Annotated in this window: 15 protein-coding genes; 11 read left to right on the top strand and 4 right to left on the bottom strand. The window is 73.6% G+C overall.

Annotated elements, in window-relative coordinates; all coding sequences use genetic code 11:
- Positions 1–32: 32 nt before the first annotated feature.
- Positions 33–2,969, top strand: a complete 2,937-nt coding sequence (locus GTY47_RS41615; RefSeq protein WP_029180716.1) for a helix-turn-helix transcriptional regulator — start codon at positions 33–35, stop codon at positions 2,967–2,969.
- A 22-nt stretch (positions 2,970–2,991) separates the two neighbouring features.
- Here the strand turns inward: GTY47_RS41615 and GTY47_RS14410 are convergent, their stop codons facing one another.
- Positions 2,992–4,236, bottom strand: a complete 1,245-nt coding sequence (locus GTY47_RS14410) for an SGNH/GDSL hydrolase family protein (protein WP_010033186.1) — start codon at positions 4,234–4,236, stop codon at positions 2,992–2,994.
- 270 nt (positions 4,237–4,506) lie between these two features.
- Here GTY47_RS14410 and GTY47_RS14405 point away from each other — a divergent pair, with 270 nt between their 5' ends.
- The 5 genes from GTY47_RS14405 (at position 4,507) to GTY47_RS14385 (ending at position 10,930) form a co-directional block, all read left to right on the top strand.
- Positions 4,507–5,838 carry a CAP domain-containing protein gene (locus tag GTY47_RS14405; protein WP_010033184.1) on the top strand — a complete coding sequence of 444 codons (1,332 nt, stop codon included), beginning with the start codon at positions 4,507–4,509 and terminating at the stop codon, positions 5,836–5,838.
- A 77-nt stretch (positions 5,839–5,915) separates the two neighbouring features.
- Positions 5,916–6,593, top strand: a complete 678-nt coding sequence (locus tag GTY47_RS14400) for an AIM24 family protein (protein WP_010033180.1) — start codon at positions 5,916–5,918, stop codon at positions 6,591–6,593.
- A 172-nt stretch (positions 6,594–6,765) separates the two neighbouring features.
- Entirely contained in the window at positions 6,766–7,833 is a 1,068-nt protein-coding gene (locus GTY47_RS41610) for a tetratricopeptide repeat protein (protein WP_010033178.1), read from the top strand.
- A gap of 56 nt (positions 7,834–7,889) precedes the next feature.
- On the top strand, positions 7,890–8,921 hold the full coding sequence (locus GTY47_RS14390; RefSeq protein ID WP_040902476.1) for a polyprenyl synthetase family protein: 1,032 nt from the start codon (positions 7,890–7,892) through the stop codon (positions 8,919–8,921).
- A gap of 344 nt (positions 8,922–9,265) precedes the next feature.
- Positions 9,266–10,930 carry a serine/threonine-protein kinase gene (locus GTY47_RS14385; protein ID WP_029180715.1) on the top strand — a complete coding sequence of 555 codons (1,665 nt, stop codon included), beginning with the start codon at positions 9,266–9,268 and terminating at the stop codon, positions 10,928–10,930.
- Here the strand turns inward: GTY47_RS14385 and GTY47_RS14380 are convergent.
- The gene (locus GTY47_RS14380; RefSeq protein ID WP_010033164.1) at positions 10,922–12,355 is read right to left on the bottom strand and encodes a serine hydrolase domain-containing protein; all 1,434 of its coding nucleotides are present in this window, start codon (positions 12,353–12,355) and stop codon (positions 10,922–10,924) included. The genes GTY47_RS14385 and GTY47_RS14380 overlap by 9 nt on opposite strands.
- A gap of 72 nt (positions 12,356–12,427) precedes the next feature.
- On the opposite strand from GTY47_RS14380, the gene GTY47_RS14375 reads away from it, so the two are divergent.
- The 3 genes from GTY47_RS14375 (at position 12,428) to GTY47_RS14365 (ending at position 15,039) form a co-directional block, all read left to right on the top strand.
- Positions 12,428–13,399, top strand: a complete 972-nt coding sequence (locus tag GTY47_RS14375; protein ID WP_010033163.1) for an LLM class F420-dependent oxidoreductase — start codon at positions 12,428–12,430, stop codon at positions 13,397–13,399.
- 107 nt (positions 13,400–13,506) lie between these two features.
- Positions 13,507–14,547: a hypothetical protein gene (locus tag GTY47_RS14370; protein WP_010033162.1), complete on the top strand. Its 1,041-nt coding sequence runs from the start codon at positions 13,507–13,509 to the stop codon at positions 14,545–14,547.
- 66 nt (positions 14,548–14,613) lie between these two features.
- Positions 14,614–15,039 (top strand): SsgA family sporulation/cell division regulator, encoded by a 426-nt coding sequence (locus GTY47_RS14365; protein ID WP_010033161.1) that lies wholly within the window; start codon positions 14,614–14,616, stop codon positions 15,037–15,039.
- A 40-nt stretch (positions 15,040–15,079) separates the two neighbouring features.
- Here the strand turns inward: GTY47_RS14365 and GTY47_RS14360 are convergent, their stop codons facing one another.
- Positions 15,080–15,505, bottom strand: a complete 426-nt coding sequence (locus GTY47_RS14360; RefSeq protein ID WP_010033160.1) for a DUF6328 family protein — start codon at positions 15,503–15,505, stop codon at positions 15,080–15,082.
- Between the two features lie 219 nt (positions 15,506–15,724).
- Between GTY47_RS14360 and GTY47_RS14355 the strand changes: the two genes are divergently transcribed.
- Positions 15,725–16,072 (top strand): hypothetical protein, encoded by a 348-nt coding sequence (locus tag GTY47_RS14355; RefSeq protein ID WP_010033159.1) that lies wholly within the window; start codon positions 15,725–15,727, stop codon positions 16,070–16,072.
- An 18-nt stretch (positions 16,073–16,090) separates the two neighbouring features.
- Here GTY47_RS14355 and GTY47_RS14350 read toward each other — a convergent pair whose 3' ends face one another.
- Positions 16,091–17,074, bottom strand: coding sequence for an aldo/keto reductase (locus GTY47_RS14350; RefSeq protein ID WP_010033158.1), 984 nt, complete (start codon positions 17,072–17,074; stop codon positions 16,091–16,093).
- A gap of 139 nt (positions 17,075–17,213) precedes the next feature.
- Here GTY47_RS14350 and GTY47_RS14345 point away from each other — a divergent pair, with 139 nt between their 5' ends.
- A complete protein-coding gene (locus GTY47_RS14345) occupies positions 17,214–18,956 on the top strand; it encodes a cholesterol oxidase substrate-binding domain-containing protein (protein ID WP_029180713.1) in 1,743 nt (580 codons plus the stop codon).
- Positions 18,957–19,186 lie beyond the last annotated feature (230 nt).

Here is a 19,186-nt window from a genome sequence, read left to right as displayed (position 1 = left end):
GCCCCGCGCCCCTCAAGAAGAAGGTTGGTCCTGTGCCGCACGCTTCATTTGTCACGCCGGTTGTCGGGCGGGAAGCCGAACTCGCCCGGCTCTCCGGGGTGCTGGAGCGTGCGCGTGGGGGTGAGGCACGGGCCGTGCTGGTCGCCGGGGACGCCGGGGTCGGTAAGACCCGGTTGCTGGCTGAGGTCGGGGGACGGGCCGCCGATTCGGGCATGACCGTGGCCGTCGGACACTGCGTGGATCTCGGTGACGTCGGGCTGCCCTATCTGCCGTTCACAGAGATCCTGGGTGTGCTCGCCGCCGACGCTCGGTTCGCCTCCGCCCTGGCCGCTCACCCGGTGGTCGAGCGACTGCTGGGGGCCGGGACCGGATCGGCGCGGGACGTCGACGGGCGGTTGCGGCTGTTCGAGGGGATGGCGGGGCTGCTGGCCGAGGTGGCGGACACCGCGCCTCTGCTGCTCGTGCTGGAGGATCTGCACTGGGCCGACCAGTCGTCGCGGGATCTGCTGCGGTTTCTGCTCGCCCGGGGTGTGCTGCGGCACCGGCTTGCGGTGTTCGCCTCGTACCGTGCCGACGATCTGCACCGCCGCCACCCGCTGCGGCCGCTGCTCGCGGAGCTGATACGGCTGCCCGCCGTGGAGCGGCTGGAGCTGCGGCCGCTGGGCGATTCCGATGTGGCCCGGCTGGTGCGTCACCTCGAACGGCGTCCGCTGGCGGACGCCACGGTGCGGCGGATCGTGGAACGGGCCGAGGGGAACGCGTTCTACGCCGAGGAGTTGCTCGCGGCCACGGACACGGAGTCCGGTGGGGTGCCGAGCGGGCTCGCCGAGGTGCTGCTGATCCGCTTCGAGCAGCTGTCCGACACCGCGCAGCAGGTGCTGCGGACCGCGGCCGTCGCCGGGCGCCGGGTGGAGCACGAGCTGCTGCGGCAGGCGGTCGGGCTTCCCGAGGAGGAGCTGGAGTCGGCGCTGCGGGAGGCGGTGGGGCGGCAGTTGCTCGTCGCCGGGGACGACGACACGTACTCGTTCCGGCACGCCCTCGCCCGTGAGGCCGTCTACGCCGATCTGCTCCCCGGGGAGCGGGCGCGGCTGCACGGCGCGTTCGCCCGGCTGCTAGCCGCGCAGGGCCGGACCGCCGAGAGCGCCGCCGAGCGTGCCCACCACTACCGGGAGAGCCACGATCTCGCCGAGGCGCTGGCCGCCTCCCTGGAAGCAGCCGATCACGCCCAGCGGGTCGGTGCGCCGGCCGAGGAGCACCGGCATCTGGAAGCGGCCCTCGATCTGTGGCCGGCGGTGGATGCCGAGGCGCGGCCCTCCGTCGGCGGCGTCGACCGTGTGACGCTGACGTTGCGGGCCTCGGCGGCGGCCGCGCACGCCGGGGAGCTGCACCGGGCGGTCTCCCTCACGCGCTCCGCACTGGCGGAGCTCGGCCAGGACGCCGACTCCGAACTCGCCGCCCGGGTCCGCTACACCCTCGCCGGGAACCTGCTCAGCGTGGACAGTCTGACGGCGGCGTTCGCCTACAGCAGCGAGGCCCTGGCGATGATCCCGGAGGATCCTCCGTCGCGTACGTGGGTGTGGGCGGCGTCCACGCATGCCATGGCCGCACGCCACGTCGGGGAGAACGAGACCGCGCTGCGGGTCGCCCGGCGGGCCCTGCGCGTTGCCGAGGAGCTGCGGGTGACCGACGCGCAGGCGGACCTGCTGATCTCCCTGGCCGTCTTCGACGGGGGCGGGCGGCGCGGCCCCGAGGGCCGGGAGCGGTTGCTGAAGGCCCGGGACCTGGCCCGGAGTTCGGGCAACGCGGCCGTGGAGCTGCGCGCCCTGTTCAACCTGGCCATGGGCTGCTACGAGTCGGGTGCGCTGGCGGAGTGCGTGCCCTGGCTGACGGAGGGACTGGACCGGGCCCGGCGCGCCGGGCTGCTGTCGTCCCCGTATCCGCTGGAGATGCGGTACCTGCGGCTGCTGGTGCTGCACGTGCTGGGCCGCTGGGACGAGTGTGTGCGGGCGGCGGCGGCCGATGCCGAGGTGCTGCCGGCCGCCGGCGGGTACACGGTCGGTCCCGCGCTGTACGTCGCCCTGGCACGGGGCGACCTGACGGCCGCCGACCGGGCGCGCGCCCTGCTGGAGGGGCCCTTCGACTGGATGGCCACCCTGGTCGCGGGCATCGTGCTCACCGATGCCGCGGCGCTGCGCCGTGATCCCGAGGACGCCGTGCGGTGGATGCGGTCCACGGTCGCGGCCCTCAGCAGCGAGGCGGGCGACCGCCCGGACGTCACGGTCCGGCTCGCCGCCCTGGCCCTGTCCGCGGTGGCCGACGCGGCCGCCGAGCTGCGGTCGGCCGGCGACGAGGCCGGGGCCCGGCGCTGGGCGGACACCGCCGGCGAACTGGTGGACCTGGCGCGGGCCACCGCCGCGCGCGGCGAGGGCGGCACCCCGCAGGGGCCCGAGGGACAGGCGTGGCTGGCCCGTGCCGAGGCGGAGTGGCTCCGGGCCGTCTCGGGGCCGGACGCCGCTGCCTGGTCGGCGGTGGTGACGGCGTTCGGCTACGGCGACGTCTACGAGCAGGCGCGCGGCCGGCTGCGGTACGCCGAGGCCCTGGTGGCGGCCGGGCGTCGTGACGAGGCGGCGGCCGAGGCCCGTGAGGTCCGGGAGACCGCCGGCCGCCTCGGCGCCACGCCGCTGGGGGAGCAGGTGGACGCCCTGGTCCGGCGCGGCCGCCTGGCGGACACGCCGGACCAGGGCGTCCGCGCCGGTGTGCTGACCGCACGCGAGCGGGAGGTGCTGCGGCTGCTCGCGCTCGGCCGCAGCAACCGGCAGATCGGCGAGGAGCTGTTCATCACCGGCAAGACGGCGAGTGTCCACGTCTCCAACATCCTCGCCAAGCTGGGCGCGTCGAGCCGTGGCGAGGCCGTGGCCATCGCCTACCGGGAGGGTCTGATCACGCCGGAGCCGTCGGCGTCCGGCTGACCGGCCGGTCCCCTGACCCGGGCTACCGGCTCCCGCAGTCGAGGCTCTGCAGATCGACGGCGTCGGCCATCGCCCGCATCCCCTTGTCGTTGGCGTGCAGATGGTCGCCGCCGTCGAAGGCGGGGAGGATCCGTTCGGGGTCGTCGGGGCTGCGCAGGACGCGGTCGAAGTCGGTGACCGCGTCGAACTCGCCGCTGGTGCGGATGAAGCTGTTGACCTTCCGGCGCACGGCTTCCCCGGCGGGGTCCCATTCCTGCCAGCCCTTGTAGGGGGCGATCGTGGCGGCGACGAGGCATTTCCCGGCCGCGTGCACCCGGTCGGCCAGCGTGCGGTACCCGGCGATGAGCTCGTCGGCCGTGGCGCCGGGCTCGACCTTGATGTCGTTGACGCCCTGGAAGAGGAAGACCGTGCGCAGGCCCGGCAGTGCGAGCACGTCCCGCGACAGGCGGTTCAGGGCGCTCTGTCCGGGGCCGTCGGCGAGGACCTTGTTACCGGCGATGCCCGCGTTGGCCACTCCCTTGACGCTCGTCGTGGGGGACGTGCGCAGCCGGCGGGCGAGGTAGTCCGGCCAGCGGCGGTCGAGGTCGGTCGTGGAGTGCCAGCCGTCGGTGATCGAGTCGCCGAGGGCGGCCACGGCGCCCGCCGCGGGCCGGGGCCGCACGGTGACGGCGTCGAGGTAGGACCAGGAGCCGGTCCGCTGTGCCCAGTTGGCGCCGCTCTCCTCCGCGGTGTGGTCGCCGTCGGTGGTGTACGACGTCTGCATCGCCATCCAGTGCCCGGTGAGCACGCCGCCCGCCCGGGGGACGTAGAGGCTGACGACGAGCGCGCTCGCGGCGGGGACGCGGACGGGCAGCGGGTCGCTGTAGACGATGCCGCCGGCGGGGACCGTGACGGAGCGGGCGCCGCGGAAGGTCATGCGCCGGTTGCTGCCGGGGACGAGTGCGGCCCCGTCGCGCCGGAGACCCGCGTGGACGTTGCCGAACGTCACCGGCTGGTCCCCGAAGGCGTTGGACAGCCGCACCCTGAGGCCGGTGCCGCCGACGCTGGTACGCACGACCAGCCGGTAGCCGCGGCCGTCGACCGCCGCGCCGATGCGGTCGGCGGAGGAGGCCCAGGTGACCACGTCGTGCCCGGTTCCCGTCGGCGCGCTGGACGGCGGGGCCGGCCCGTCCCCCCGGGGCGTCCCGCCGGAACCGCAACCCAGCGCGAGGCACAGGGAGAGGGCGGCCGGGGCGGTGCGGCTGCGGGGGCGTGCGGTGCGGGGCAACGTGGGCGCTCCTTCGGCCGGTGTGCACGGGCGGGGGTGTCAGGGGGCGGGTGCCCGCAGTGTCGCGGAGCCACCGGGAGCGAGCCGGGCACTCCGTGCCGTCCCGGCGTACGACACGGTAGTGGTGCGGCCTCCGCCGCCGTGGGGTGGCCTCGGTCGGGCTGCCCTGCCGCTGGGGGCTGGCGTGGGAACCCTCGTGCCGTCACGGCCGTTGTCGGGGCATCCGCGTCCCCTGCGGGGAGGCCGGTACGACGACAGCAGGGCGGCGTGATGAACGAGTTGGTCCCCGGTGGCAATCTGCCGCTTCCGGGCGGGGCGGTGACCGTCCGGGTGCCCGGCCCGTTCGACGTGTCCGCGCTCGTCACGGACGACGGCGGAAAAGTGCGGGGCGACGGCGACTTCGTCTTCTACAACCAGCCGGCCGCGCCGGGAGCGGCGCTGCGGGGCGACGCGCTCACCGTGGACCCGGCGAGGCTGCGTGCCGGGGCCACGCGGGTCACCCTCGCCGTCAGCCCCGCCGAGCCCGGAACCGCCCTCGGCCGCCTGCCCTCCCCCACGTTGCACGTCACCGACGCGGCAGGCCGCCCGCTCGCCCGGTTCACCCCGCCGCACCCCCGCCAGGAGACGGTCCTGCTCCTCGCGGAGCTCTACCGGCGCGGCGGCCTCTGGAAGCTGCGTGCCCTGGGACAGGGGTACGCCGACGGACTGGCGGGACTCGCCCGGGACTTCGGCGTCGACGTCGTGGATGTCCCGCCCGGGCCGGCTCCGGCCTCGGCGACCGCCGGTGCGCCGCGGACGCGGCCTGCCTCCGCGCCGCCCGCACCCGACCCGGACGGCTTCGCCGCCCTGGTCAACTCCGCCCGCAGCGCCGCCGGTTCACCACCGGTCTCGCTCGACCCTCGGCTCGTGTCCGCTGCGCGGGCCCACGCCGCCGCCATGGCCGCGTCCGGACGCCTCGGCGTCGAGAGCCGGGACGGCGTGTCCGTCTACCAGCGGGTCGTCGGCGCCGGGTACGCGTACCTCACCGTCGGCGAGCACCTGGTGTCCGGCCCGCGCACCACCGCCGAGTTCGTCGCGTACTGCCTGCGCACGGACGGGCCCCGCCGCACCCTGCACGACCCGGTGTTCACCCACACCGCAGTGGCCCACGTCCACGACGGTCCCACCGGCGACACCTACTGGACCGCGCTCTGGGCAAGGCCCTTCACACCGGACGGGCTGGCCGGCGCGGCGGCGGCCGTCAGGGACCTCACCAACCGGGAGCGCGCCCGGGCCGGGCTCCCGCCCCTGGCCGCCGATCCCCTGCTCACCGCCGCCGCCCAGGCGCACAGCGCGGACATGGTGGCCCGTGACTTCTACTCGCACACCGCGCCCGGCGGCAGCCAGCCCTGGGACCGGGCCGCCGCGGCGGGCTCCACCCTGCGTTCCGTCGGCGAGAACATAGCCTGCGGCCAGCGCTCCCCCGCCGAGGTGGTGGAGGGCTGGATGAACAGCCCCGGCCACCGGGCCAACATCCTCAAGCCCGGCTTCACGCACCTCGGGGTCGGCTTCGCGGGCGGCGGCCGCGCGGGCACGTACTGGACGCAACTGTTCGGCGGCTGACACCGCGCCACCGTGCGCCCTGTCCGTCACTCGCCCCGATCTTGGCGGAGGCGAGCGCTCCGGGTGAGGATGCGCGTATGAAGGGTGACCTCTTTTCCAGCAGGCACATGGCGCAGCCGGCCGTCGCACCGGGCATGACGGTCGAGAACGCCAAGTGCCTCCGCTACACGGTGAACGGCGAGATGCTCGCCCGGCAGGGCGCGATGATCGCCTACCGCGGCAATCTCCAGTTCGAGCGCAAGGGCCAGGGCGTGGGCGGCATGCTCAAGCGCGCGGTCACCGGGGAGGGACTGCCGCTGATGGCGGTGCGCGGTCAGGGCGAGGCGTGGTTCGCCCACGAAGCGCAGAACTGCTTCATCGTCGATGTGGAACCCGGCGACGAGTTCACGGTCAACGGCCGCAACGTCCTGTGCTTCGACGCCACGTTGTCCTACCGCATCGCGACCGTGAAGGGCGCCGGCATCACCGGCGGCGGCCTGTTCAACAGCGTCTTCACCGGGCACGGCGGACTGGGGCTGATCTGCGAGGGCAACCCGCTGGTCATCCCGGTCTCGCCGCAGTATCCGGTGTACGTCGACACCGACGCGATCGTGGGCTGGACGGCGGGCCTGAAGACCTCGCTGCACCGCTCCCAGTCCATCGGCTCGATGCTGCGGGGCGGCTCCGGCGAGGCCGTGCAACTGGTGCTCGAGGGCGAGGGATACGTCGTCGTGCGGCCGAGCGAGGCGACTCCGCAGAAGTCGGGGCAGCACTGAGTCCCTGTCAGGTGATCTGCGCCTCACAGGCAACCCCGTCCGTGCGGTCGACGTCTTGATCGGCAACAGGTGATGCCCTGGCCCTTGTGGCCAGGGCAGGTTTCCACCCTTCTATACACGCCATGTATACGCTCTGTGTATACATGGCGTGTATACGGACCGAAAGGCATCGATGTACGGCAAGGCATTCGCCCCGGAGTACCAGGGCGCGCTCACCACCCTGTCCGTCAACTCCGCACTGACCGACGTTCTGGCCGCCGGCACCGAGCAGTTGAGGGCGGCCGAGCGCGCCGGGAAGCCCGGGGAAGCGGCGCGTTCCGGACTCGCCGTGGCCGAGGCGCACCGCCGGCTGGGCCGGGTCGAGGACGCGGACCGGGCGTGGAAGGCGAGTTACCGGGCCGCCCGCCGGGCCGGGGACGTCGCGGCGATGGCCTGGGCGCTGTGGAGCGGCGGCACGCTGGCCCGGCAGCGCGGGGCGTTCCGGCTGGCCCGCCGGCTGCTCCAGCTCGCGGCCGATCTGGGCGAGCAGGGCGGGGACATCGTCGTGCGCGGCTACTCGCTGGCGGGCCTGGCCGAGACCGGCCGTATCCAGGGCGACTACGAGGCCGTCGGCCGGCTGCACGAGCAGCTGCTCGCCGAGGCCCGGCGGCGCGGGGAGGCGCGGCACACGGTGTGGGCGCTGGAGGGCATCGCGCAGATGCACCGCAACACCGGGGACTACGACACCGCGTACGCCCTGTTCGAGGAGTCCGCCGAGATCGCCGCGCGCGCCGACGACCGGCGCGGTCACGCCTGGGCGTTGCGCGGTCTGGCCGACGTCGTGTCCGTGCGTGACGGGGACACCGAGCGGGCCCTGGAACTGCTCAGCGAGGCCGAGGCGACGTGCCGCGAGATGCGGCTGTCCAGCGCGCTGGCCTACAACCACAAGATGCGCGGCAACGTCCTGTACCGGGCCGGGCGTTACGCGGAGGCGCGCGCCCTGTACGAGCAGGCCCTCGCGGAGTTCCGTTCGATGAGCGAGCCGCGCGGGGAGGCGCTGTCCCGGCTGGGCCTCGCCAAGTCCCTGGCCCGGCTGGGCCGCGACCGCGCCGAGACGGCGGCCGAACTGGCCGAGCTGGCCGGCACGCTGGAGCGGATCGGTCTCCGGCACGCCCGCGCGATGGTGGCGCGCGCGTACGACGAACTGGGCATACCGGATGCCGGAGTCGTCGAGGCGAGGGCGGCGGAGGTGACACGGTGACGGTCTCCCCCGCGGCGGCAGAGGCGGCACGCCGGGAAGCGGTCACGTACGACGAACTGCGGGATCACGCGGTCGGCCCCAACCCCCCGGCCGACGCCGACCGGATCCTCCACCGCTGCCGCACACTCGTACGGCCCGCCCTCACCGAAGCCGTCGGCCGACTGCATCCCTGGGTCGGTGAGATGGCCGCGTACTCCTTCGGCTGGTGCGAGGTCGGCGGCGCACCGGCCGTCGCCCCGGGCGGCAAGGGCGTACGGCAGGCGCTCGCCGTGCTCGGCGCCGAGGCGGCCGGTGCGTCCGGGCGGGACGGGGTGGCCGCGGCCGTGGCGGTGGAGCTGGTCCACGCCTTCTCCCTCCTGCACGACGACATCATGGACGGCGACGCGGACCGGCGCCGTCGCCCGGCCGTGTGGAAGGCCTACGGCACGGGCCCCGCGGTCCTCGCGGGCGACGCCCTGTTCGCGCTCGCCGTCGAGACGCTCGCCGCGCAGCCCGGCGGAGGCGCGGCCGTGCGGGCGCTGTCCGTCGCGCTGGGCGACCTGGTGCGCGGGCAGGCGGACGACCTGCTGTTCGCCGACCGCCCCTGGACGGGGCCGGAGCGGGTCCGGCCGGACGAGTACCGGGCGATGGCCGAGCGCAAGACGGGTTCCCTGCTGGGCTGCGCCGCCGCGCTGGGCGCCGTACTCGCCGGTGCCGCCCCCGAGACGGCCGCCGCGCTCGACCGGGCCGGCCGGCACCTCGGGATCGCCTTCCAGATCGTCGACGACGTGCTGGGCATCTGGGGTGACCCCCGGGTCACGGGCAAACCCGTCCACGGCGATCTGCGGGAGCGGAAGAAGACGCTCCCGGTGCTGGTCGCGCTCGGTTCCCCGCAGGGCGGCCGGCTCGCCGCGCTCCTGGAGACGGGCGACGATCCCGGTGCGGCGGCGGAGTTGATCGAGCGGGCGGACGGCCGTGCGGCGGCCATGGCGGAGGCCCGGCGGCACGTCGCCGCCGTCGAGACGGCGCTCGCCGGGGTGCCGCTGGAGGTGAGGGCCCTCGGTGAACTGCGGTCACTGCTCGGCTTCCTGCTGCGGCGTACCGGCTGAGCCGACCGCCGCCGGATAATCCGTCACCGAATTCATCGGAGGGGCGTCGAGTTCAGCCGTCGGACACCTTCGTATTTACCGTCGGTTACCAGCAGGCCGGCCGGGGATTCGGGAATCCGCGGGCCGCGGGGTTAATTCTCCGCACCCGCGGCGAGCCCTCGGCGGCCCCGGGGTGACCGAGGTGAGCCGCTCCTGAGCCCGCGAAAGACCGTTTTCTCTCGCACACTTGATCCCCCACTCTTGAATAAAAGACAAGAAGAACGCCGAGTTGCGATCCGGTTGAACGCAGCACGGCTCATCCGCCGTACTTCTGGAAAAGGTGAGAGCCAGGTTTCCAGCGAGGGATGGCCATGGGCAGGGCGCACGTCTCCACACACCAGTTGGTCGCCGGCCGGTACCGGCTGCTCGAGATCATCCAGCGCGAGACCAACCGCATCTGCTGGTACGCGGAGGACCTCGGGGCCGGCGAGGTCTCCCGTCCGTGTCTCGTCACGCAGATCGGGCTTCCGGACGACGCGTACGAGACCGAACGCCGGGCCGCCGGCCGCCTGCTGCGCACGTCGGAACGCATGGCGCTGCTGTGCCCCGGCCGGATCGCCACCGTCGTCGACGCCGTCGAGGAGGCCGGCACCCTGTGGACCGTCAACGAGTGGATCGACGGCAGCCCGCTCGGCGAACTCCTTTCGGAGCAGGGCACGTTCAACTACGTGCGGGCCGCCCGTGTCGGCCTCGAGCTGCTCGACGTGCTGGACGCCGCGCACGCCGAGGGCATCACACACGGCGAGCTCAGCCCCGGCCAGGTGTTCGTACGCGAGGACCATTCGGTGGTCGTCACCGGCTACGGCCTGGTCGGCGCGACTCTCGCGCCCCGGCTCACGGCGCCCGCGTTCGCCTCCCCGGAACAGGCCCGCGACGAGCACATCGGGCCCACGGCCGATCTGTGGGCGCTCGGCGCGATCCTCTACACGATGGTCGAGGGCCGCCCGCCCTTCCGCGACCGGGGCCGGCCGGAGAACACCCTGAAGGGCGTCGACCGGCTGCCGCTGCGTACACCGGTGCGCGCCGGGCCGCTCACCCAGGTCGTGCAGGGGCTGCTCCGCAAGGACGCGCGGGAGCGGCTGAACCGCCCGGTGGTCCGGGAGGCGCTGACCCGCGCGCTCAGCGAGAACCCGGAGGCGGCCGTGGGGTCGGTGCCCGTGCCGCGGCTGCGCGGCGCGTACGCCGCGATGCGGCCGGGGGGTCCGGCGTGGAGCAGACGGACCATGGTCGCCGGGACCACCCTGGCCGTGGTCACGGTCGCGGTCGCCGTGCTCGCCGCGACCCAGGGGCTGCCCGGCAGCGACTCCGGCAGCGACGCGGCGGAGTCCCCGGCCCGGCCACCGGCCTCCGCCGCCTCGCCGGGCGAGGGCACCGGCGGCGGCAGCCCCGAGCCGTCCGGACCGCCCAGGACCGGCTCCCCCTCCCCCACGCCCTCTCCGTCGTCCCCCGGTCCCACGCCCACGCCCACGCCTACGCCGACGCCGTCCGCACCGGCCACGGCCCTGCCGCCCGGTTTCCACACCTACCACGCGCCGGAGGGCTTCTCCGTCGCGCTCCCCGAGGGCTGGGAGCGGCTGGACACCGATCGCCAGGGCGATCTGAGGTACCGCGTGGTCTTCGGTGCCGAAGGTGACGACCGCACGCTGGCCGTCACCTACAGCGAACGCGTGGGCCCCGACCCCGTGGCCGTGTGGCGGGACGACGTGGAACCCCACCTGGAGCGGTCCGGCGGCTACCGGCGGATCGGCGAGATCCGCGCGACGACGTACCAGGGGCGCGAGGCCGCCGACATGGAGTGGACGGCGGACGTCGACGGCACCCGGGTGCACACCTTCGGCCGGGGCTTCCTGCTGGGCGGGGGCCGGAGCTTCTCGCTGCGCTGGACGACCCCGGACGCCGACTGGGAGGACGAGGCGAACCAGGAGGCGTTGCGGGCGTTCCTGAAGACGTTCCGGCCGGGCTCAGACTGAGCCGCGCGGGGCGCGCAGAGAGGTGAGCGGGCTGGGTTTGAAGGGCTGCGTGCGCCAGCTCGCGGTGAGCGTACGGTCCGCGAGGGAGCAGGCCAGCTCGAGGCGGTGCGGGGTCTCCAGGAACGCCACCTCCACGGCCAGCGTGCCGGAGTCCGTCCAGCCGCCGCTCACGGCGGTCGGGAGCGGCTCCTCCGCCACCGCCCAGCGCCCCGCTCCGATCCGCATGTCCAGCCGGTTCTCGCCCTCGGTGAGCCCGAGCGTCCAGCCGTCCGCGTCCGGTACGAGCCCGGCCGACAGGGCGGGACCGTCCTCTTCGGAGGACCTGAACTCGGCTGCCGCCCATTCCTCCGCCCGTTCCGGCGGCGCCGCCCTGCCCGGGGCGGGCGGCAGCGCGAGCCCGGCGAGGCGCTCCCGCAGGGCCTCGTCCGCGGACTCGCGGCCGGGCAGCGGCTCGGGGCCGAAGGCGGGCAGCAGGTGCTGCCAGACCAGGTTCAGGACGTCCTGCATCCGTTCCGTCGCCGCGGTCATCGCGATCACCGCGTCCTGCTCGGGCAGCACCAGGCAGAACTGGCCGTACGCACCGTCACCCCGGTAGCCGTGCCGGGACATCCAGAACTGGTAGCCGTACCCCTGGTCCCAGTCCTGCCGGTCGGCGTCTCCCATGGCTCCGGCGGTGGGTATGTGCGGACGCGTGGCCCGGGCCACCCACCCTTCGGGCAGCAGCCGCTCGCCCTCCCAGACCCCGTCGCGCAGGTACAGCTCGCCGAGCCGGGCGACGGCGTCGGTGGTGGCGTGCAGACCGCTGAAGCCGATCTCGCGGCCGGTCCGGCCCCGCTGCCAGAACACCTCGCCGATGCCCAGCGGATCCAGCAGCCGCGGGCGCAGATACGCGGTGAGCGACTGCCCGGTCACGCGCTGGACGATCGCGGCGAGGGTGTAGGTGGTGGGCTGGTTGTAGGCGAAGACGGTGCCGGGGTCGCGATCCGGCGGCAGCAGCAGGAACCCGCGCACGGGCTCCTCCCGGTCCAGAGCGAAGACCTCATCGACGGTCTCCCGCTCGTGGCCGCTCGACATGGACGCCACGTGCCGGACGAGCATGGCCCGGCTGCGCGGGTCGGTGATATCGGCTTCGAACTCCGGGAAGTACGAGATCACCGGAGCGTCGAAGTCGAGCAGCCCCTCGGCTTCGGCCAGTGCGGCGGCGGTCCCGGTGAAGCTCTTGCTGAGCGAGTACAGCAGATGGGGGCGGTCGGGGGTGTACGGTGCCCACCAGCCGGAGGCCACCAGCCGGCCGTGCCGCATGATCATCAGGCTGTGCGGCTCGATCTCCGGGGCCGCTTCGAGGGCGTCGAGGAAGGCGTGGACGCCGGAGGCGTCGACGCCCTGGGAGGCGGGGCTGCCCGCGGGCAGGGCGGAGGCACTCATGGGGGCATCCTGCCCCGTCGCCGGACCTTGATCGAGCAGTTTTCCCGCCCCCTGTCAGGGGACTCGGCGGTTATGGTGCAAATCGGATACACGATGATGACCGAGCAGGCCGGCCCCCGAGAGCTCGTCGACCATGTGGTGCGGGCCGAGGAGGCGGGCTTCGACTTCTCGGTGACCTCCGACCACTACTTCCCGTGGCTGCGCTCGCAGGGTCACTCGCCCTACGCGTGGGCGGTGCTCGGTGCGGCCGCCCAGGCCACGTCACGTATCCCGCTGATGACGTACGTGACGTGCCCGACGTTCCGCTACCACCCGGCGGTGGTGGCGCAGAAGGCGGCGACGGTCCAGTTGCTGTCCGAGGGGCGGTTCCGGCTGGGACTCGGCTCCGGCGAGAACCTCAACGAGCACGTGGTGGGCGGCGGCTGGCCGTCCGTCGACGTGCGGCACGAGATGTTCGAGGAGGCCGTGGAGATCATCCGCGCCCTCTTCAAGGGCGGCCACGTCAACCGTCGCGGCACGCACTTCGACGTGGAGTCGGCCCGGCTGTGGGACCTGCCGGACGAGGCGCCGCCCATCGGCATCGCCGTCTCCGGGGAGCAGTCGTGCGAGCTGGCGGGCCGGCTGGGCGATCTGGTGATCGCCACGGAGCCCAAGGCGGGGCTGCTGGAGGCGTTCGACCGGCACGGCGGCGAGGGCAAGCCCCGCGTGGGCCAGCTGCCGGTCTGCTACGACCCCGACCGGGACACGGCTGTCAAGCGCGCCCACTCCCAGTTCCGCTGGTTCGGCAGCGGCTGGAAGGTCAACTCGGAACTGCCGCACCCGGATTCCTTCGAGGCGGCGACCCAGTTCGTCACGCCCGACGACGTCGCCGACGCGATCCCGTGCGGTGACGACCCGGACGCCTTCGTCGAGGCCGTGCGCCCGTACGCCGAGGCCGGTTTCACCGAGGTCGCCCTGGTCCAGATCGGTGGCGAGTCGCAGCCGGCGTATCTGGACTGGTCGGAGAAGACCCTGCTGCCCGCCCTGCGCGACGCGTTCGGCTGAGCCCCCGGGCCTGCGCAGACCGTGAACGGCGAGGCCGGCGGGTGCCGATAGGCTGCCGTCCGCACAGCGTGCAGTCAGATCCGCCCCGCCTCGCCCCAAGGAGAGTCGTGACCGTCGCCCTCACCCCGCCCGAGACGTCCCCCGCGCCGTCGGCGCCCGTCTCCGAGCCGATCGCGCGGGACGCGCGGGAGTTCGGGGCGTACGCCCGGACCGGAGGGTGGGCCTTCGGGCTGAAGGTGGCGCGCAGCGTGCGGCCCGGCGGGCAGGGAGCGGACGAGACGCCGAAGGTGTCGGCGAAGGAGTTCGCGGAACTCGCCGGGTGCTCCCCGGAGCGGGTCATGCGCTACTACAAGGCGTGGGACCGGGCGGCCGACGACGGGCTGGTCCCGCACTTCGAGGCGCTGACGCCGGGTCAGGACGTGGAACTGCCGGACGCCGACGTGTGGCTGGGCTACTACGTCTCCCGCTCCGGCGCCACGTCCGAGCGCGGCACCGCCATCGCCGAGGCCGCCCAGGCGGAGGGCATCCGGCCCACGAAGGCGCTGGAGGTCGCGGAGAACCCGACCGCTCTGCGCGCCGCGATCCTCGCCGACCCGGCAACCGCCCGCGCGGCCCGCCAGGCCCTGCTGGACCGGGTCCGGGAGGACCCGGGCCTCCAGTCCGAGCTGGCCCGTGACGTCGTGCGCACCGACGAGCTGAAGAAGGCCGTCGCCGACGAGAGCAGGGCGGCCGACCGGATCGGATACGTGCGCCAGATCGCCGAGTCGGGGCAGATCAGAACGCCCGCGGGGCAGACCGTGGACGCGCCGGCCGACCTCCGCCAGGAGGCCGAGCGGCACCTGTCGCTCATCGACGAACTGGACGAGGGCGAGGACGCCGGCGAGTGGGCCGCCGAGGCGTACGACACCATGAAGTCCCTGGTCGTCGAGACCGTCGAGACCGACCCGGGCCTGCGGGTGCGGGAGCGGCGCACGAAGTTCTACAGCAGCCTCCAGAGGGCGACCAAGGTGTTCGAGGAGCTGACCTTCGACGACGCCGGGGAGTTCTACGAGGACGACATGGTCCAGCGTCTGGAGGAGCTCCAGCGGGCCGTGGCCGTGTGCATCGAGTCCCTGCGCGGTGCCCGCGGGAATCACCCGGAGAGCTGAGCATCTTGTGCGTGTGGGGGGTACTAGAGGGCTCTACGTCGGTTGGTTCCTCCCGGAGGCCCTTTCGTGAACTCCTTCGTGCACAAGACCCTGGTGGTGCAGCTCCAGGCGGGTGACACGGACCGTTTCTCCGTGCTCGCCCACCTGAGCTACGACGCCGCGGACCCGTTCGCCGTCACCGTCGTCTTCAGCCACGACGGCCGTGTCCTCGCCCGCTGGCAGCTGGACCGCGAGATGCTCGGTGAGGCGCTGCGGCGTCCGGTCGGAGTGGGGGACGTGCGGATGCGTCCCGAGTCGCACGGCATGTGGCAGGAGCTGCGCCTGGAGTTCCTCGGTGACGCCCGTCCGGACGGGGGCCGGCACCACGCGGTGGTGTTCGCCTGGGCCCCGGCGTTCGCGGCGTTCCTGCGGGAGACGCACGAGGTGGTCCCGCCGGGCCGCGAGGACGTCCGCGTCGACGACTTCCTGGCGGACGTCATCGCGGGGGGCTGACCCGGGGACGAGCCGAGCAGCCGTACTCATGCCGCGGCCGTCACTTCGACGTGTGGCGGTGCCGGGTCCACAGAGGCAGGGCGAACCAGCACAGCAGGTACCAGCCGACGACGCCGGCGACGAGGTAGGGCACGAAGCCGTCGTGCGTCGCCACGCGCAGGATCAGCAGCAGTGAGGCGGTTGTCGTGGCGAGCAGCAGCACGAGGCCGAGCAGCGTCAGCCGGGAGGCAAGCCGCACCGCCTGGGGCTTGACGCGCCGCCCGGAGACCAGGCGGTGCAGGGACACCGGCCCGATGAGCGCCCCGGTCGCGCACGCGCCGAGGACGACCGTCACGAGGTAGATCAGCTGGTCCGTGTCGGTCAGGTCGTCGTACTTGTCGGTGAACACCACGGTGAGCAGAAAGCCGAACAGGATCTGTACGCCCATCTGGGCCACCCGGACCTCCTGGATGAGCTCCTGCCACATCCGGTCCGCTCTCTCCTCCTCCGTCTCGTTGCGCCCCCGGCGCCTGGGCGCGCCGTCTGCCGTGTCCGCCACTGTTCCTCCCCGGTGTGAGACGTGGTCCTTCTCTCACGCGGGTTCCCCGTAAGCGGCCGTCGTCCCGGCCCCGTACGGCGGTTTGAGCGATCAGCGGACGGTTACACGGACGGCGACTGACGCACAGCCCGAGGAGGTCGTGGACGCATGTCCGGTACGCAGCTCACCGTCACGCTCAGCGGCGGGGGTGCCGACGACGCACGAGCGGTCGTCCGGGCCCTGGAAGGCACGTTCGGGGCACCGGACGAGCTGCCCGCCGACGAGAACGCGACGGTGCACATGGCGACCTTCGACGGCGGCGCGGACGCGGGTCCCGCCGGGAGCACCGGGGCGGGCGCCGAGCGCCTTTCCGCCCCGGTGACCGTCACGGTGCAGGGCGCCCCGGAGGCGGTGCGGCGGGCGAGCGACACGCTCACCCGGGCCTTCACGACCCGCGACGACGGTGCCGCCTCCGGCGACCAGGAGCAGGAGAGGCAGCTGCTCCTGGTGCCGTGACGGGTCGGGGGACCTCTCCTACCAGCGGGATTCCACCTGGTCCTTGATCCGCCGGTCGTAGAGGTCGCGGATGGCCGACAGCGTCCGGCCGGACAGCTCCGGCAGGCGGGCGGCGGCCGCGTTGGCACGGGCCTGCTCGGGTGAGCGGGCGCCGGGGATCACGGTCGTGACACCGGGCTGGTCGATGATCCAGCGCAGGGCCAGCTGGGCCGGGGTGTACCCCTCGGGGGCGAGCGCGGAGAACTCGGCGGCCGCCTCGACGCCGGTGACGTAGTCGACGCCGGAGAAGGTCTCGCCCACGTCGAAGGACTCCCCGTGCCGGTTGTAGGTGCGGTGGTCGTTCTCGGGGAAGACGGTGTCCCGTGTGTACTTGCCCGACAGCAGGCCGGAGGCCAGCGGCACGCGGGCGATGATGCCGACACCCGCCTCGCGGGCGGCCGGGAGCACCTCGCGCAGGGGCTTCATGCGGAACGGGTTGAGGATGATCTGCACGCTGGCCACGTTCGGCCGGGCGATCGCGGTCAGTGCCTCCGCGCAGGTCTCGACGCTGACGCCGTACGCGGCGACGCGCTCCTCCTCGACCAAGGTGTCCAGGGCGTCGAACACCTCGTCCGTGGAGTAGACGGGCGTCGGCGGGCAGTGCAGCTGCACCAGGTCGATACGGTCGACGCCGAGGTTGCGCCGGGAGCGGTCGTTCCAGGCGCGGAAGTTGTCGAGCACGTAGTTCTCGGGGATCTGGTCGACCCGGCGGCCCATCTTGGTGGCGACCAGGACGTGCAGGTCCGGCCTGCCGCTGAGGAACGCGGCGATGGTCTGCTCGCTGCGGCCGTCGCCGTACACGTCGGCGGTGTCGAAGAAGGTCACCCCGGCCTCGGCCGCCGCCTCCAGTACCGCGAGGGCTTCCTTGTCGTCGACGTCTCCCCAGTCGGCACCCAGCTGCCACGTACCGAGACCGACGACGGAAGCGTGCTGGCCCGACCTGTCGAATGTGCGCTCGTCCATGGGCGTCAGTCTGTCATCCCTCACGGCCACGCGCGGAACATCTCGCTCCGGGCCGCCGACCCCGCCCCATTCACTCACACGAGTGAATAGAGTCGTCAGGGATACGTCACGTGTCAACGCGCCCCTAGCGTGGCTTCCCGTGACAACTGGTTCAGCGAGCAACTTCCCGTCGGACGAGGCGCGTTGGTCGCGCCGGGGCTTCCTCCTCACCGCGGCCGCGCTGGCCGCCGTGCCGGGACTGCCGGCGGATCCGGCCGCCGCTGCGGCGGAGTTGCCGGACTTCCCTGCGGACGTCGCGCTGTACCGCTCGGCGTACCGGAACTGGGTCGGCGAGATCACCGCCGACGGGATGTGGGCCTGCGCGCCGGGACGCCCCGACCAGGTGGCCGACGTCGTCAACTGGGCCTGGCGGCACGGGTGGCGGGTGCGTGCCCGGGGCGCCTCGCACGGCTGGTCACCCTTGACGGTGACGGAGGGGACGCCGCCGGGCGCACCCGTCCTCCTCGTCGACACCGCGCCCCACCTCACCGGCCTCGCCCTGGACTCGCCGACCGCCGTGCGGGCCGGCACCGGCGTGACCTTGGAGGCCCTGCTCACCTTCCTGGAGGAGAACGGCCTCGGGGTCACGGCGACTCCCGCCCCCGGTGTCCTCACCCTGGGCGGCGCCCTGGCGATCGACGCGCACGGCACCGCCGTGCCCGCACGGGGCGAGCGACGCCCGCCGGGGCACACGTACGGCTCGCTGAGCAACCTGATCCTGTCCCTGACGGCCGTGGTGTGGGACTCCCGGGCCGGCGCGTACGCGCTGCGCACGTTCCACCGGGACGAGGCGGACTGTGCCGCGCTGCTGACCCATCTCGGGCGGTCCCTGGTGACCGAGGTGGTCCTGCGGGTGGGTGCCGACACCGGCCTGCGGTGCGTGAGCCGTACGGACATCCCGGCCGGCGAGCTGTTCGCCGCGCCCGGCACCGGGGACGGGCGCCGCACGTTCGCGAGCTTCCTGGAGGAGGCCGGGCGGGTCGAGGCGATCTGGTTCGCCTTCACCGAGCACCCGTGGCTGAAGGTGTGGAGCGTCTCCCCCACCCGGCCGCTGACCTCGCGGCACGTGAGGCGGCCGTACAACTACCCGTTCTCCGACAACGTCCCGGCCCCGGTGGCGGAACTGGTGGGCCGGATGACGTCGGAGGCGGCCTGGTATCTGGCGCCGGTGCTCGGCACCGCGCAGTACGACGCGGCCGCGCTCGGGCTGGTGGCGACGCTGTCCGGCGACATCTGGGGGCCGTCCAAGAACACACTGCTGTATCTGAAGCCGACCACGCTGCGGGTCCACGCGAACGGCTATGCCGTGCTCACGTCCAGGGACCGGGTGCAGCGGGTCGTGGCCGAGTTCGCCGCGTTCTACCGGGAGCGGCTGACGGCGTACGCGGCCCGGGGCAGCTTCCCCGTCAACGGGTCGGTGGAGATCAGGGTGACCGGACTGGACGACCCCCGCGACTCCGGTGTGGCCGGGGCCCGTCCGCCGCTGCTGTCCGCGCTCCGGCCACGCGCGGACCACCCCGAGTGGGACACGGCGGTGTGGCTGGACATCCTGACGCTGCCGGGCACGCCGGGCGCGGAGGCGTTCCTGCGCGAGATCGAGCGGTTCCTGCTGCGCGCGTACGACGGCGGGTCCGCCCTGACCCGGGTGGAGTGGTCAAAGGGGTGGGCGTACACGGACGACGGGGTGTGGAGCGACCAGGAGGTACTGGGCACGGTGGTGCCGGCCGCGGTCGGCACGGCCGAGTGGGCCGAGGCGGACGCGGCACTGGACCGGCTGGACCCGCACCACGTCTACGGCAACACCTTCCTGGACCGGCTGTTCGGGCAGGACGCCAAGGCGTGAGCCACGCCTGAGGTTCGCCGGCCGCGGAGACGGCGGGCCAACCGCCGACACACCCGGCCCTCACGCATCGGCCGGACCGCCGAATCGCGTCAGTTTCGCGGCGTGACGCGCACCACGGGCAGCGGACGGCACGGGGAGAAACATCCGCCACAGCACGTCTCGCGGGCGGAACTTTCCCTTCCGCAGTGGCCCGGGCACCTCTCACGGCAAGATCACCTTCGTTCAACCTT

The organism is Streptomyces sp. SID5464, from assembly GCF_009862985.1.
Taxonomy (GTDB): domain Bacteria; phylum Actinomycetota; class Actinomycetes; order Streptomycetales; family Streptomycetaceae; genus Streptomyces; species Streptomyces chartreusis_D.
Note: the sequence above shows the minus strand (reverse complement) of the source record. Positions and strands in the feature narration are given on the sequence as shown.